The 13516-nt window shown below is 73.4% G+C and carries 12 protein-coding genes; 5 read left to right on the top strand and 7 right to left on the bottom strand.

What is annotated here, in order from left to right; genetic code table 11:
* Positions 1-109: 109 nt before the first annotated feature.
* The gene (locus tag ACQP6G_RS06460; RefSeq protein WP_429763417.1) at positions 110-1108 is read right to left on the bottom strand and encodes a site-specific tyrosine recombinase XerD; all 999 of its coding nucleotides are present in this window, start codon (positions 1106-1108) and stop codon (positions 110-112) included.
* A gap of 56 nt (positions 1109-1164) precedes the next feature.
* Positions 1165-2199, bottom strand: coding sequence for a heme o synthase (locus ACQP6G_RS06455; RefSeq protein WP_429763416.1), 1035 nt, complete (start codon positions 2197-2199; stop codon positions 1165-1167).
* 409 nt (positions 2200-2608) lie between these two features.
* Between ACQP6G_RS06455 and tkt the strand changes: the two genes are divergently transcribed.
* From tkt to pgl, 5 genes are all read left to right on the top strand, one after another.
* The gene (gene tkt, locus ACQP6G_RS06450; RefSeq protein WP_429763415.1) at positions 2609-4744 is read left to right on the top strand and encodes a transketolase; all 2136 of its coding nucleotides are present in this window, start codon (positions 2609-2611) and stop codon (positions 4742-4744) included.
* 100 nt (positions 4745-4844) lie between these two features.
* Complete coding sequence (tal, locus tag ACQP6G_RS06445) at positions 4845-5963, top strand: transaldolase (protein ID WP_429763414.1); 1119 nt, start codon at positions 4845-4847, stop codon at positions 5961-5963.
* Positions 5964-6041: 78 nt separating this feature from the next.
* Complete coding sequence (gene zwf, locus ACQP6G_RS06440; RefSeq protein ID WP_429763413.1) at positions 6042-7583, top strand: glucose-6-phosphate dehydrogenase; 1542 nt, start codon at positions 6042-6044, stop codon at positions 7581-7583.
* 97 nt (positions 7584-7680) lie between these two features.
* A complete protein-coding gene (opcA, locus tag ACQP6G_RS06435; protein ID WP_429763412.1) occupies positions 7681-8631 on the top strand; it encodes a glucose-6-phosphate dehydrogenase assembly protein OpcA in 951 nt (316 codons plus the stop codon).
* Entirely contained in the window at positions 8628-9416 is a 789-nt protein-coding gene (gene pgl, locus ACQP6G_RS06430; RefSeq protein ID WP_429763411.1) for a 6-phosphogluconolactonase, read from the top strand. Before opcA ends, pgl begins: the two co-directional genes overlap by 4 nt.
* Before the next feature lie 4 nt (positions 9417-9420).
* Here the strand turns inward: pgl and ACQP6G_RS06425 are convergent, their stop codons facing one another.
* The 5 genes from ACQP6G_RS06425 to ACQP6G_RS06405 all read right to left on the bottom strand — a co-directional run bounded on the left by ACQP6G_RS06425 (position 9421) and on the right by ACQP6G_RS06405 (position 13380).
* Positions 9421-10317 (bottom strand): phenylalanine 4-monooxygenase, encoded by an 897-nt coding sequence (locus ACQP6G_RS06425; protein WP_429763409.1) that lies wholly within the window; start codon positions 10315-10317, stop codon positions 9421-9423.
* 66 nt (positions 10318-10383) lie between these two features.
* Positions 10384-10749 carry an RNA polymerase-binding protein RbpA gene (locus tag ACQP6G_RS06420; protein ID WP_429763408.1) on the bottom strand — a complete coding sequence of 122 codons (366 nt, stop codon included), beginning with the start codon at positions 10747-10749 and terminating at the stop codon, positions 10384-10386.
* A 136-nt stretch (positions 10750-10885) separates the two neighbouring features.
* The gene (secG, locus tag ACQP6G_RS06415; RefSeq protein WP_380326827.1) at positions 10886-11128 is read right to left on the bottom strand and encodes a preprotein translocase subunit SecG; all 243 of its coding nucleotides are present in this window, start codon (positions 11126-11128) and stop codon (positions 10886-10888) included.
* A gap of 195 nt (positions 11129-11323) precedes the next feature.
* Entirely contained in the window at positions 11324-12091 is a 768-nt protein-coding gene (tpiA, locus tag ACQP6G_RS06410; protein WP_429763789.1) for a triose-phosphate isomerase, read from the bottom strand.
* Between the two features lie 89 nt (positions 12092-12180).
* The gene (locus ACQP6G_RS06405; RefSeq protein ID WP_429763407.1) at positions 12181-13380 is read right to left on the bottom strand and encodes a phosphoglycerate kinase; all 1200 of its coding nucleotides are present in this window, start codon (positions 13378-13380) and stop codon (positions 12181-12183) included.
* Positions 13381-13516 lie beyond the last annotated feature (136 nt).

The raw sequence follows: 13516 nt of genomic DNA, 5'->3' as shown, positions 1-13516 counted from the left end.
ACCGAGCCGCACCGAGCCGCACCGAGCCGCACCGAGCCGCACCGAGCCGCACCGAGCCGCACCGAGCCGCACCGAGCCGCACCGAGCATGCCGGAGTCGTGACGGACGTTCAGCCGAGGGCGCGGGGGTGCGCCGCGGCGTACACCTCGCGCAGCGCGTCGCGCGTCACCATCGTGTAAATCTGCGTGGTCGTCACCGAGGCGTGCCCCAGCAGCTCCTGGACCACGCGGACGTCGGCGCCGCCGGCGAGCAGGTGGGTGGCGAACGAGTGCCGCAGCGTGTGCGGCGACACGTGCTGCGTCAGGCCGGCGCGTTCCGCCGCGGCCTGCAGCACGGACCAGGCGCTCTGCCGCGACAGGCGCGCGCCGCGGGTGTTGAGGAACAGCGCGGGCGTGCCGCGGCCCGCCGACGCGAGGGGCGCCCTGGCACGCACCAGGTACGCCTCCAGCGCGGCCCTCGCGTACGAGCCGACGGGCACCACGCGCTCCTTGTCCCCCTTGCCGCGCAGCCGGACGGACCCTGCGCGCGGCACACCGTCCTGCCCGCCGTCGTGCCCGCCGTCGTCGAGCAGCCCGTCGACGTCGTCGACGTCGAGGCCGACCACCTCGCTGATGCGTCCGCCGGTGGAGTACAGCAGCTCGAGCAGGGCGCGGTCGCGCAGCGGCACCGGGCCGTCCCCGGTGCCGGCCGCGTCGAGCAGGCTGGCGACCTCGTCGACCGACAGCGCGTGCGGCAGCCGGCGCAGCGCGCTCGGGGCGTGCACCTGGGAGGCGGGGTCGGCGCTCGTCGTGCCCTCGGCGTGCGCGAACCGGTGCCAGCCGCGCACCGCGGCCAGCGCGCGGGCCGTGGACGACGGCGACAGCGGGGCGCCGCCGTCCGATCCCTGCCGGACCACCACGACGTACTCCTCGACGTCCCGCTCGCCCACGTCGTCGAGCCCGGACCGCCCCGTCGTGTGCAGGTGGCGCGCGTAGCGGCCCAGGTCCCGGCGGTAGGCCGCGACGGTGTTGGCCGACAGCCCGCGCTCGACGCCGAGGTGCGCGAGGTAGTCCTGCAACGCGGCCGCCAACGCGGGCGGGAGGGGCGGGGCGGACGAGAGGTCGGGCACCCGGACATCATGCCCCGAGGCGGCGACGGCCACGGCTGCCCGGGCCCCCGGAAGCGTCAGAAGGGCAGGAAGACGTCGACAGCGACGGCGATGAACAGCACCGTGAGGTACGTGATCGAACCGTGGAAGACCTTCATCGCGCCGAGCTTGCCCCGCTCGGGGTGGCCCGCGCGGCGGAGCATCGCGATCACGAGCCAGAGGAACCAGCCGCCCGAGGCCACCGCGACGGCCGCGTAGAACCACGACATCCCGGCGAGCGGGATCAGCGCGAGGGAGCAGGCGATCATCGCGGCGGTGTGCGCGACCATCTCGACCGCGACGCGGCGGTCCGTGGCCACAACCGGCAGCATCGGGACGCCGGCGTTCGCGTAGTCCTTCTTGAACTTTACGGACAGCGGCCAGTAGTGCGGCGGCGTCCAGAAGAAGATCACGCCGAAGAGCGCCACGGCGGCCCAGCTCAGCGACCCGGTCACCGCGGCCCAGCCGATGAACACGGGCATGCAGCCGGCGATCCCGCCCCACACGATGTTCTGCGGCGTGCGGCGCTTGAGGATCATCGTGTAGCCGACCACGTAGATCGCGATGGCCGCGAAGGTCAGCCACGCCGCCGGGACGTTGACCAGCAGGGCGAACCACAGCAGCGACACGACGCCGAGCACCGTGGCGAACACCAGGGCCGCCCGGGGCGTGATCTCCCCCGTGGCCAGCGGGCGCCGCTTGGTGCGGTTCATCACCTGGTCGATGTCGCGGTCCAGGTAGCAGTTGAAGACGTTCGCGGACGCGGCGGCCAGCGTGCCGCCGACGAGGGTGAGCAGGACCAGCCCCAGCGAGGGCAGGCCGCCCTGCGCGAGGATCATCGTGGGCAGCGTCGTGACGAGCAGCAGCTCGATGATGCGCGGCTTCGTCAGCGCGACGTACGCCCCGAGGCGGTCCCGCCAGCCGGTGCCCGGCGCCCCGCTCGCGCCCCCGCCCTGCTCCGCGTCCGCTCCGCGGCGGTCCGCCCGGTCCGCATCGGCACGCTCCCGCTCGGCGCGCGCGGCCGCGCGGGTCGGCGCCTGGGGGTGGGACGTCGTGGTGCTCGTGGTGCTCACGCGCGTGCTTGTCCGTTCTCGGCTGGGGGTCCGGGGAGCTCGGGCGACGTGGGACGGTCGCCGCCTCATCGTACGCCGAGGTCAGCGTCGCGGCGGCCCGGGCGACGGCCTCCCGGCTGTGAGAAATGCCCGCGCGGACGTCATCTCCCCGGACATCCTCCGGCGCGCACGGCGCCCGGCTCACCTGGTGGGACGAACCGTGCCGGGACGGGCGTGCCGGGAATGCTCGGCGCTAGGGTGGTGCTGCACAACGGTGAACAGCGGGCCGCCCACCCCGGTCGGCCCCTCGACGCCGTGCCCCCGCCGTCGCCTCGAGGACCCCGTGCGGCGTCCGACGCGACGGCGCCCCGTACCGGCAGAGCAGCAGCAATCACCCGGGGCTCGCTCCGGGCAGGAAAGAGGCACATCTGTGAACGCGTTCGACCCCGTCGTCGCCCCGCTCGAGTGGAGCTCGCTCGACGACCGCGCGGTGAAGACCATCAAGGCGCTGGCGGCCGACGCCGTCGAGAAGGTCGGCAACGGCCACCCCGGCACGGCGATCTCCCTCGCCCCTGCCGCGTACCTGCTGTTCGGCAAGACGATGCGGCACGACCCGTCCGACCCCCACTGGGTCGGTCGTGACCGGTTCGTCCTCTCCGCGGGCCACTCGTCGCTCACGCTGTACCTGCAGCTGTTCCTCTCCGGCTACGGCATGGAGCTGGACGACCTCGAGGCGCTGCGCACCTGGGGCTCGCAGACCCCGGGCCACCCCGAGTACCGCCACACCCCCGGCGTCGAGATCACGACCGGCCCGCTCGGCCAGGGCCTCGCGTCCGCGGTCGGCATGGCGTTCGCGGCCCGCCGCGAGCGGGGCCTGCTCGACCCCGACGCCGCGCCCGGCGAGTCGCCGTTCGACCACCACGTGTACGTCATCGCCTCCGACGGCGACCTGCAGGAGGGCGTGACGTCCGAGGCGTCGTCGCTCGCCGGCACGCAGAAGCTCGGCAACCTCGTGGTGATCTGGGACGACAACAAGATCTCCATCGAGGACGACACCGACATCGCGTTCACCGAGGACACCCTCGCGCGCTACGCCGCGTACGGCTGGCACACCCAGCGTGTGGACTGGACGCAGGGCGGCACCGGCTACGCCGAGGACGTCGACGCGCTCGCCGCGGCCATCGCGGCCGCGAAGGCGGAGACCGACCGCCCGTCGTTCATCGCGCTGCGCACCATCATCGGCTGGCCGTCGCCCACCAAGCAGAACACCGGCGGCATCCACGGCTCCGCGATGGGCGCCGACGAGGTCGCCGGCCTCAAGGTCGCCCTCGGCCTCGACCCCGAGGCGACCTTCGCCGTCGACGACGAGGTCCTCTCGTACACCCGCGCCGTCGCCGAGCGGCAGGCCGACCAGCGCGCCGCATGGGACCGGTCGTACGACGCGTGGCGCACGGCCGCCCCGGAGCGCGCGGCACTGCTGGACCGCCTGGTGTCCCACGAGCTGCCCGCCGGCTGGACCGACGAGCTGCCCGTCTTCGAGGCCTCCGAGAAGGGCGTCGCGACGCGCGCCGCGTCCGGCAAGGTCCTCACCGCCCTCAAGGACGTGCTGCCCGAGCTGTGGGGCGGCTCCGCCGACCTCGCCGGCTCGAACAACACCACGATGGACGGCGAGCCGTCGTTCATCCCCGTCGAGCACGCGACCAAGAAGTTCCCGGGCAATCCCTACGGGCGCACCCTGCACTTCGGGATCCGCGAGCACGGCATGGGCGCGATCCTCAACGGCATCGTGCTGCACGGCCTCACCCGCCCGTACGGCGGCACGTTCCTCCAGTTCGCCGACTACATGCGGGCCTCGGTCCGCCTCGCGGCCCTCATGGAGATCCCGACGACGTTCGTGTGGACGCACGACTCGATCGGCCTCGGCGAGGACGGCCCGACGCACCAGCCGGTCGAGCACCTCGCGGCGCTGCGGGCCATCCCCGGCCTCGACGTCGTGCGCCCCGCCGACGCGAACGAGACGGCGTGGGCCTGGCGCGGCATCATCGAGAACACGGCCAACCCCGCCGGCATCGTGCTCACCCGCCAGAACGTCCCGACGTTCCCGCGCGGCACCGACGGCTTCGCCGGCGCCGAGGGCACGCTCAAGGGCGGCTACACGCTGGTCGACGCCACGAACGACGAGACCGGCACGCCCGACGTCGTCCTCGTCGGCACCGGCTCCGAGGTGCAGCTCGCCGTGCAGGCGCGCGAGCAGCTCGCCGCCGAGGGGATCGCCGCCCGCGTCGTGTCGATGCCGAGCCGTGAGTGGTTCGACAAGCAGGACGCCGCGTACCGCGAGTCCGTGCTGCCGTCCGCGGTGAAGGCCCGCGTGTCCGTCGAGGCGGGCGTCGCGCAGGGCTGGCGCGAGGTGGTCGGCGACGCCGGCCGCAGCGTCTCGCTCGAGCACTACGGCGCGTCGGCCGACTACCAGACGCTGTACCGGGAGTTCGGCATCACGGCGGAGGCCGTCGCGGCCGCCGCCCGCGAGTCGCTCGCCGCCGTGCGCGGCGCTGGCGACGCCGCCTGAGCGCTCGTAGATTCCCAGGGTGGGGCGTCGCCCCGCGGCGCCCCACCCGGCCCCTGTCGAGACTTCCCGCGCAGGGGCTTCCGACCTGGAAGGACGTCCGATGACGCAGAGCACCGTCCCCGCACCGATCACCGACCTGACCGGCGCCGGGGTGTCCATCTGGCTCGACGACCTGTCGCGGGAGCGCCTGCGCAGCGGCAACCTGGCGGCCCTCGTGGCCGAGCGGGGCGTCGTCGGGGTGACGACGAACCCGACGATCTTCGCCAAGGCGCTGTCCAGCGGCGACGCCTACGACGCCCAGCTGGCCGAGCTCGCCGGCTCGGACGTGGACGCCGCGGTCGAGACCATCACGACCGACGACGTACGCGCCGCCGCGGACCTGCTGCGCCCGCTCTACGACGCCACCGACGGCGTGGACGGCCGCGTGTCGATCGAGGTCGACCCCCGCCTCGCGTACGACGCCGACAAGACGGTGGTCGTGGCGGAGCGGCTGTGGCGCACGGTCGACCGCCCGAACGTGTTCATCAAGATCCCGGCGACCGTGCCCGGCCTGGACGCGATCTCCCGGACCCTCGCGCAGGGCATCAGCGTCAACGTCACCCTGATCTTCTCGATCGAGCGCTACCGCTCCGTGATGGAGGCGTTCGCGATCGGCCTCGAGCAGGCCCGCGCCGACGGCATCGACCTCGGCCCGATCGGGTCGGTGGCCTCGTTCTTCGTCTCCCGGGTCGACTCCTCGGTGGACGCCGCCCTGGAGAAGATCGGGACGCCCGAGGCGCTCGACCTGCGCGGGCAGGCCGCCGTCGCGAACGCCCGCCTCGCGTTCGAGGCCTACGAGCAGTTCGTCGGCACGGACCAGTGGCGCTCGCTCGCGGCCTCCGGCGCGCACCCGCAGCGGCCGCTGTGGGCGTCCACCGGCGTGAAGAACCCGGAGTACTCGGACACCCTGTACGTCTCCGAGCTGGTCACGGACGGCGTCGTGAACACGATGCCCGAGCCGACCCTGCAGGCGTTCGCCGACCACGGCGTCGTCGCGGGCGACACGGTCCGCGGCACCGCGGGCGCGGCGCGTCGCACGATCGAGACCATCGAGTCGCTCGGCGTCTCCCTCGTCGAGGTCACCGACCACCTCGAGACGGACGGCGTCCGCAAGTTCGAGGACTCCTGGACCGAGCTCCTGGACACCGCGTCCGCCGGGCTGAAGGCCCAGAGCGCCTGAGCACTCCCCCGGGGGCGCCACGGCGCCCCCGGGTCCGCACCACCTCCCGCCCGCACGACGAAGAACGGTGCCCACCTCGTGAGACCGGCCAAGATCACCGCCGAGCACAACCCCCTGCGCGACCCCCTCGACCTGCGGCTCCCCCGCATCGCCGGCCCCAGCGGCCTGGTGATCTTCGGGGTCACCGGCGACCTGTCCCGCAAGAAGCTCATGCCCGCCGTCTACGACCTGGCGAACCGCGGCCTGCTGCCGCCCGGCTTCGCGCTGACGGGCTTCGCCCGCCGCGACTGGGAGGACGAGGACTTCGCCCAGGTCGTGCACGACGCGGTCAAGGAGCACGCCCGCACGCCGTTCCGCGAGGCCACCTGGCGCCAGCTCGCCGAGGGCATCCGCTTCGTGCAGGGGTCGTTCGACGACGACGAGGCGTTCGAGCGTCTGCGCCAGACCGTCGAGCAGCTCGACGCCGAGCGCGGCACCGGCGGCAACCACGCGTTCTACCTGTCCGTGCCGCCCAGCGCGTTCCCGATCGTGTGCCGGCAGCTGTCCGAGTCGGGGCTCTCCAAGTCGTCCCCGGACGCGTGGCGCCGCGTCGTCATCGAGAAGCCGTTCGGTCACGACCTCGAGAGCGCGCGTGAGCTCGACGCCGTCGTCTCCCAGGTCTTCGACCCGGAGTCGGTCTTCCGCATCGACCACTACCTCGGCAAGGAGACGGTCCAGAACCTCCTCGCCCTGCGGTTCGCGAACCAGATGTTCGAGCCGCTGTGGAACAGCAACTACGTCGACCACGTCCAGATCACGATGGCCGAGGACATCGGCATCGGCGGGCGCGCGAGCTACTACGACGGCATCGGCGCCGCGCGCGACGTGATCCAGAACCACCTGCTGCAGCTCCTGGCGCTCGTCGCCATGGAGGAGCCGGTCAACTTCGACGCCGAGGCCCTCCGCGCCGAGAAGATCAAGGCGCTCTCCTCGGTGCGGCTCCCCCGCGACCTCGGGCGCCACACCGCCCGCGGCCAGTACGCCTCCGGGTGGCAGGGCGGCGAGAAGGTCGTCGGGTTCCTCGAGGAGGAGGGCTTCAACCCCGACTCCACGACCGAGACGTTCGCCGCGGTGAAGCTCGAGATCGACAACCGGCGCTGGGCGGGCGTGCCCTTCTACCTGCGCACGGGCAAGCGCCTGGGCCGCCGCGTCACCGAGGTGGCCGTCGTCTTCAAGAAGGCGCCGCACCTGCCGTTCGAGTCCTCCCTCACGTCCGACCTGGGCAACAACGCTCTGGTCATCCGCGTGCAGCCCGACGAGGGCGTCACCCTCCGGTTCGGCGCGAAGGTGCCCGGCACCGCGATGGAGGTCCGCGACGTCACGATGGACTTCGGCTACGGCCACTCGTTCACCGAGTCGTCCCCCGAGGCCTACGAGCGCCTCATCCTCGACGTCCTCCTCGGCGACCCGCCGCTCTTCCCGACGCGCGAGGAGGTCGAGCTCTCCTGGAAGATCCTCGACCCGGTGACCGCGTACTGGGCGGGCAAGGGCAAGCCGGAGCAGTACGCCTCGGGCACCTGGGGGCCGGAGTCCGCCGACAAGATGATGGCCCGCGACGGCCGCTCGTGGCGGCGCCCGTGACGAGCGCCCCCACCCCGGACGACGCCCCCCGCGCCGCGGCGAGCCGGACCCACCCGTGCCGCATCCAGCCGTGCCGCTTCCACAGAGGAGAGCCCCGATGATCATCGACATGCCGGACACGACCACGAACGCGGTCGGCAAGCGGCTCGCCCACCTGCGCGACGAGGGCGGCGCGGTGGCGCTCGGCCGGGTGCTCACCCTCGTCGTCGTCGCGGAGGAGGCCGACATCGAGGACTCGGTGCGGGCGGCCAACCAGGCCAGCCACGAGCACCCGTGCCGGGTCGTCGTCGTCGCCCCGCTGGCGCAGCGCGACCGCTCCGCCCCCCGGCTCGACGCCGAGATCCGCGTCGGCGGCGACGCCGGCGCCTCGGAGGTCGTGGTGCTGCGCGCCGGCGGGCCCATGCTCGACCACCCCGACACGCTCGTCATGCCCCTGCTGCTGCCGGACGCCCCGATCGTCGTCTGGTGGCCCACCGGCGGCCCGGACGCCCCGTCCGCGGACCCGATGGGCGCGATGGCGCAGCGCCGCATCACCGACACGACGACGGCGGCCGACCCGGTCGCGATGCTGCACCGCCTGTCGGGCGCGTTCAGCCCCGGGGACACCGACCTCGCGTGGGCGCGCGTCACCCTGTGGCGCGGGCTCATCGCGGCGGCGGTGGAGCAGCCCCCGTTCGAGCCCGTCACCGCGGTGACCGTCGAGGGCCAAAAGCAGCACACGTCGCTCGACCTGCTCGCCGCCTGGCTCGGCCAGCGCCTGCGCTGCCCTGCCATGGTCGTGCGCACGGACAGCGACGACGCGATCACCCGCGTGACCCTGGAGCGCAAGAGCGGGCCGATCGTGCTCGACCGCCCCGACGGCCGCGTCGTGTCGATCACGCAGCCCGAGAAGCCGGAGCGCCGCATGGCGCTCCCGATCCGCGCGCTGAGCGAGGCCCTCATCGAGGAGCTCCGGCGCCTCGACCCCGACGAGCTCTACGGCGAGGTGCTCACCAAGGGCCTCGAGCGTGTCGAGACCGTCCGGGCGTCGGCGAAGGTCACGGCGTGAGCGCGCCGCTCGTCGTCGTCCACCCCGACCCCGCCGTCCTCGCGGAGGCCGCCGCGGCCCGGCTGCTCACCCGCCTGCTCGACGTCCAGTCGGTCCGCACCCCCGTGCACGCGGTGCTGACGGGCGGCACCGTGGGCATCAAGACGCTCGAGGCCGTGGCCGCGAGCCCGCTGCGCACGGCCGTGGACTGGTCCGGGGTGCACCTGTGGTGGGGCGACGAGCGGTTCCTGCCCGACGGCGACCCGGACCGCAACGAGACCCAGGCCCGCGCCGCCCTCGTGGACGCGCTGGTCGCGGGTTCCGGCCTGCCCGCCGACCACGTGCACGCCATGCCGGCGCGCGGCTCGGTGGTCGACGGCGACCCCGTCGAGACGCCGGAGCAGGCGGCCGCGGCCTACGCGGCCGAGCTCGCGCCGTTCGCCGCGGCGCGCGCGTCCGACGCGGAGGAGGCGGCCGTCCCGGAGTTCGACGTGCTGCTGCTCGGCATGGGGCCGGACGGGCACGTCGCCTCGTTGTTCCCCGGGCACGACGGTCTCGAGGCACGCGGGGCGACGGTCGGGGTGCACGGCTCCCCCAAGCCGCCGCCGGAGCGCGTCTCGCTCACGTTCGACGCCCTCCGGCGTGCGCGCGAGGTGTGGGTGGTCGCGGCCGGAGCGGAGAAGGCGGCCCAGGCCGCCGCCGCCCTCGCGGGCGGAGCGGTGACCGACGTCCCGGCGGCCGGGGCCCGCGGCACCGAGCGCACGCTGTGGCTGCTCGACGCGGCCGCGGCCGGCCCGGCCGCGTGACCTGCTAGCTCGCCGACCGGTGCCGGTCGGCGAGCAGGCGGGCGGGCGTCTCGTCGTCGAACTCGGCGAAGAACTCCCCCACCCGCTCGGTGAGCTCGCTCATCCCGTCGCACGCGAACAGGGTGGGCTGGTAGTGCGAGATGTCGTACTCCACGGTGCCCATCGAGTAGAAGTCGAGCGGCAGGATCGTGGCGCCGCGGAACTCCTCGATCTCGCCGTACGACGACAGCAGGCCCGCGCCGTACGCCCGCAGCTCGCCGTCCTCGTACATCACCCCGAACTCGATGGTGAACCAGAAGACGTCCGCCACGAACTGCAGGCCCTCGGCCGTCTCGCAACGCCGCGCGGCCTCGCCCGCCCGTCGCTTCACGTCGGCGATCGCCGGGTTCGCGAGCAGGTTCCCGTGCCCGACGACCTCGTGGATGATGTCCGGCTCGGGGGTGTACAAGGGCTGCGACCCGTGTCGCAGGTACTGCGTGGAGTGGAAGACGCCGTCGGCGAGCGAGCCGTAGAACTGGTCCAGCGGCACCAGTCCTGCGGCCGGGTGCAGGCGGAAGCCGCTGAGCGGCTCCAGGCCGGCGCTCACCTCGTCGAGCTGCGGCACCCGGTCGGTCGGCAGGCCCAGGGATTCCTTGCCCTCGAGGTATCCGCGGATCGCCAGGCGCTCGTGCTTGGGGGCGAGCTCGGCGCACACGGTGCGCCAGATCTCGTTCTCCCCGTCCGTGTACTCGACGCGGGGCACCGGGTCGCCCGGCGACCAGCGCAGCGCGGGGCCGGCGATGACCTCCCGGCGGCGCCGGTACTCCGGGTCGTTCGCGCCGGGGTGGTCGTCCGCGAGGTGCACCGTGACGCCGTGCTCGTCCTCGGTGACGGGGGCGTAGAGCTGTCCTTCCTCGAACATGCGGCCAGACTACGCCACCGTCTCGACAGGTGGACACCCCTCGGGTCGGAGCCCGACCCTGCTCCGTCAGCTCGCCCGGCGCAGCCCCGTCCGACGCGCTCGCAGCGTCGCGAGCGCCTCCTCGAGGAGCGCGGCGCCGTCCTCCTCGGAGCGCCGTTCCTTCACGTACGCGAGGTGCGTCTTGTACGGCTCGTTCCGCACCGGCTCCGGCGGGTTGGCCGCGTCCAGCCCGGCGGGGAAGCCGCAGCGCGGGCAGTCCCAGAACTCCGGAGGCTCGACGTCCTCGTTCGCCGAGAAGCTCGGCGTCGTCTCGTGCCCGTTCGCGCACCAGTACGAGACCCGCATCCGGGGTGCCGCCTCGCCGCGCTCGGACTCTCCCAGCGGACCCGCGCCGACGCGCGAGCCCCTGATCGCATGACCGGCAGTAGCCACGTCCTGTCGTCCTCACCTTCGACTCAGTGGGCGTACGCCCACGGACGATCTTCGTGAAACCGTCGGACCGGGCTCGGGCCCGGTCCTGGTGCCCCCTCACCGGCCCGGGGCCGGCGACGGTCGCGGTCGTGCCGGCTCAGCTCACCTTCGTGATGAGGCCCAGCAGCACGATCACGACGAACCAGACGAGCGCGAAGCTCACCGTGATCCGGTTGAGGTTGCGCTCCGCGACGCCGGAGCTCCCGGCGGCGCTCGAGATGCCCCCGCCGAACATGTCGGACAGACCGCCGCCCTTGCCCTTGTGCATCAGGATGAGCAGGGTCAGGAAGGCGCTGGTGATCACCAGGAGAACCTGAAGGATGATCTGCAAAACGTCCACGGTGTCCTCGGCTGTCCTCGTTCGTCGTCCGTCCCGCGGGGCGGGCTTCTGTTCGTCACCCGACCAGGACGTCGTCCCGGCCGGGTCAAGAGTAAGTGACGGACGCCTCTCGAGGCGAACACCGATGTTTCCATCGGGTGACGATCCCGGGAGGCGTCCGTCGGGCGGGTCCGGGCCCGCCGTGGAGGTGTCGCGTCAGGCGACGTGCGACTGGTAGCGCGCGATCTTCGCGAACTCGACCGGGTCGAGGCTCGCGCCACCGACCAGCGCACCGTCGACGTCGGCCTGGGCCATGATCTGCGCGACGTTGCCCGACTTCACCGACCCGCCGTACAGCACGCGCACGCCCGCGGCGAGCTCCGCGTCGTACAGCTCCGCGAGACGGCCACGGATCGCGCCGCAGACCTCCTGCGCGTCCTCCGGGGTCGCGACCTCGCCGGTGCCGATCGCCCACACGGGCTCGTAGGCGATGACGACCTGCGCGGCCTGCTCCGCCGGCACGTCGGCCAGCGCAGCGTCGACCTGCGCGAGGGTGTACGAGACCTGCTCGCCGGCCTTGCGCACGTCCAGGCCCTCCCCGACGCACAGGATGGGCACGAGGCCGTGCTCGAAGGCGGCGCGCACCTTGGCGTTCACCAGCGCGTCGTCCTCGGCGTGGTACTCGCGACGCTCGGAGTGACCGACCGCCACGTAGGTGCAGCCCAGGCGTGCCAGCATCGGGCCCGAGACCTCGCCCGTGTAGGCGCCCGACGCGTGCGTCGACAGGTCCTGCGCGCCGTAGCGCACGTCGAGCTTGTCGGCGTCCACGAGGGTCTGCACCGAGCGCAGGTCCGTGAACGGCGCCAGGACGGCGACCTCGACGGCCTCGTAGTCGTGCTTCGCGTCCTTGAGCGTCCACGCGAGCTTCTGCACCGCGGCGATCGCCTCGGTGTGGTCCAGGTTCATCTTCCAGTTGCCCGCCATCAGGGGCGTGCGGGTGGTGGCCACGATGGGCTCCTCGTTCTCTCGTGCTGGGTGGGAAGGATCGGTCGGCGTCCGGCGCCGCCGGCGCGTCAGTCGGCGAGGACCGCGAGGCCCGGGAGCTCCTTGCCCTCGAGCAGCTCCAGGCTGGCGCCACCGCCGGTGGAGATGTGGCTGAAGCCGTCCTCGTCGAAGCCGAGCACGCGCACCGCCGCGGCCGAGTCGCCGCCGCCCACGATCGAGAACGCGCCCGCCGCGGTCGCGTCGACGATGCCCTGCGCGACCGCGCGGGTGCCCGCGGCGAACGCGTCGAACTCGAACACGCCCATCGGGCCGTTCCACACGACCGTCTTCGCGTCCGCCAGCCGCGCCGCGAACAGCGCGCCGGAGTCCGGGCCGATGTCGAGGCCCATGGTGCCGTCGGGGATCTGGTCGGCAGGCACGGTGCGGTGCGGCGCGTCGGCGGCGAACGAGTCCGCGGCGACGATGTCGGTGGGCAGCACGATCTCCACGCCCGACTCGGCGGCCTGGGCGAGGTAGCCCTTGACGGTGTCCACCTGGTCGGCCTCGAGCAGCGACGAGCCCACGGAGTGGCCCTGCGCGGCGAGGAAGGTGAAGACCATGCCGCCGCCGATGAGCAGGCGGTCGGCCTTCGTCAGGAGGTTCTCGATGACGCCGAGCTTGTCGGAGACCTTCGAGCCGCCCAGGACGACGGCGTACGGGCGCTGCGGGTCCGTCGTGGCACGCGAGAGCGCCTCGACCTCCTTGAGGACGAGGTCGCCGGCCGCGGCCGGGAGCAGCTTCGCGACGTCGTAGACCGACGCCTGCTTGCGGTGCACGACGCCGAAGCCGTCGGAGACGAAGGCGTCGGCCAGCGCGGCGAGCTCGCCCGCCAGCTCCTCGCGCTCCGCGTCGACCTTCGAGGTCTCACGGGCGTCGAACCGGACGTTCTCCAGGAGGGCGACCTGGCCGTCGGTCAGGGCGGCGACGGTCTCCCGGGCCGACGGGCCGGTCAGGTCGCCCGCCAGGGCCACGTCCTGGCCCAGCAGCTCGCCGAGGCGCGCAGCCACGGGCGCCAGGGAGTAGGCGGGGTTCGGCTCGCCCTTGGGGCGGCCGAGGTGGGCGGTCACGACGACGCGCGCGCCGGCGTCCGTGAGGCGCTTCAGCGTGGGCAGCGCGGCCTTGATCCGGCCGTCGTCCGTGATGGTGGTGCCGTCGAGCGGCACGTTGAAGTCCGAGCGGACGAGGACGCGCTTGCCGCGCAGCTCGCCCAGGGTGTCGATGGTCTTCATGGGGCACACCTGTCCGTCAGGGCCCGGTGCGTGCGGCGCGACCCTCTGCGTCCGCACGTCCCGGACCGGGGTGATCTGGTCCGTACATGACGACGTCCGCGTGCGCGGCCGGGGATCGGCGCGCGCACGCGGACGT

It is taken from the genome of Isoptericola nanjingensis (assembly GCF_050311635.1).
Lineage (GTDB): Bacteria > Actinomycetota > Actinomycetes > Actinomycetales > Cellulomonadaceae > Isoptericola > Isoptericola nanjingensis.
The sequence above is the reverse complement of the archived record's forward strand: the minus strand, read 5'-3'. Positions and strand labels throughout refer to the sequence as shown.

Excerpts from the sequence above, each read along its gene's own strand:
- tal (WP_429763414.1), top strand. The coding sequence starts at position 4,845 with ATGACGCAGAGCACCGTCCCCGCACCGATCACCGACCTGACCGGCGCC.
- opcA (WP_429763412.1), top strand. The coding sequence starts at position 7,681 with ATGATCATCGACATGCCGGACACGACCACGAACGCGGTCGGCAAGCGG.
- ACQP6G_RS06425 (WP_429763409.1), bottom strand. The coding sequence starts at position 10,317 with ATGTTCGAGGAAGGACAGCTCTACGCCCCCGTCACCGAGGACGAGCAC.
- tpiA (WP_429763789.1), bottom strand. The coding sequence starts at position 12,091 with ATGGCGGGCAACTGGAAGATGAACCTGGACCACACCGAGGCGATCGCC.
- ACQP6G_RS06405 (WP_429763407.1), bottom strand. The coding sequence starts at position 13,380 with ATGAAGACCATCGACACCCTGGGCGAGCTGCGCGGCAAGCGCGTCCTC.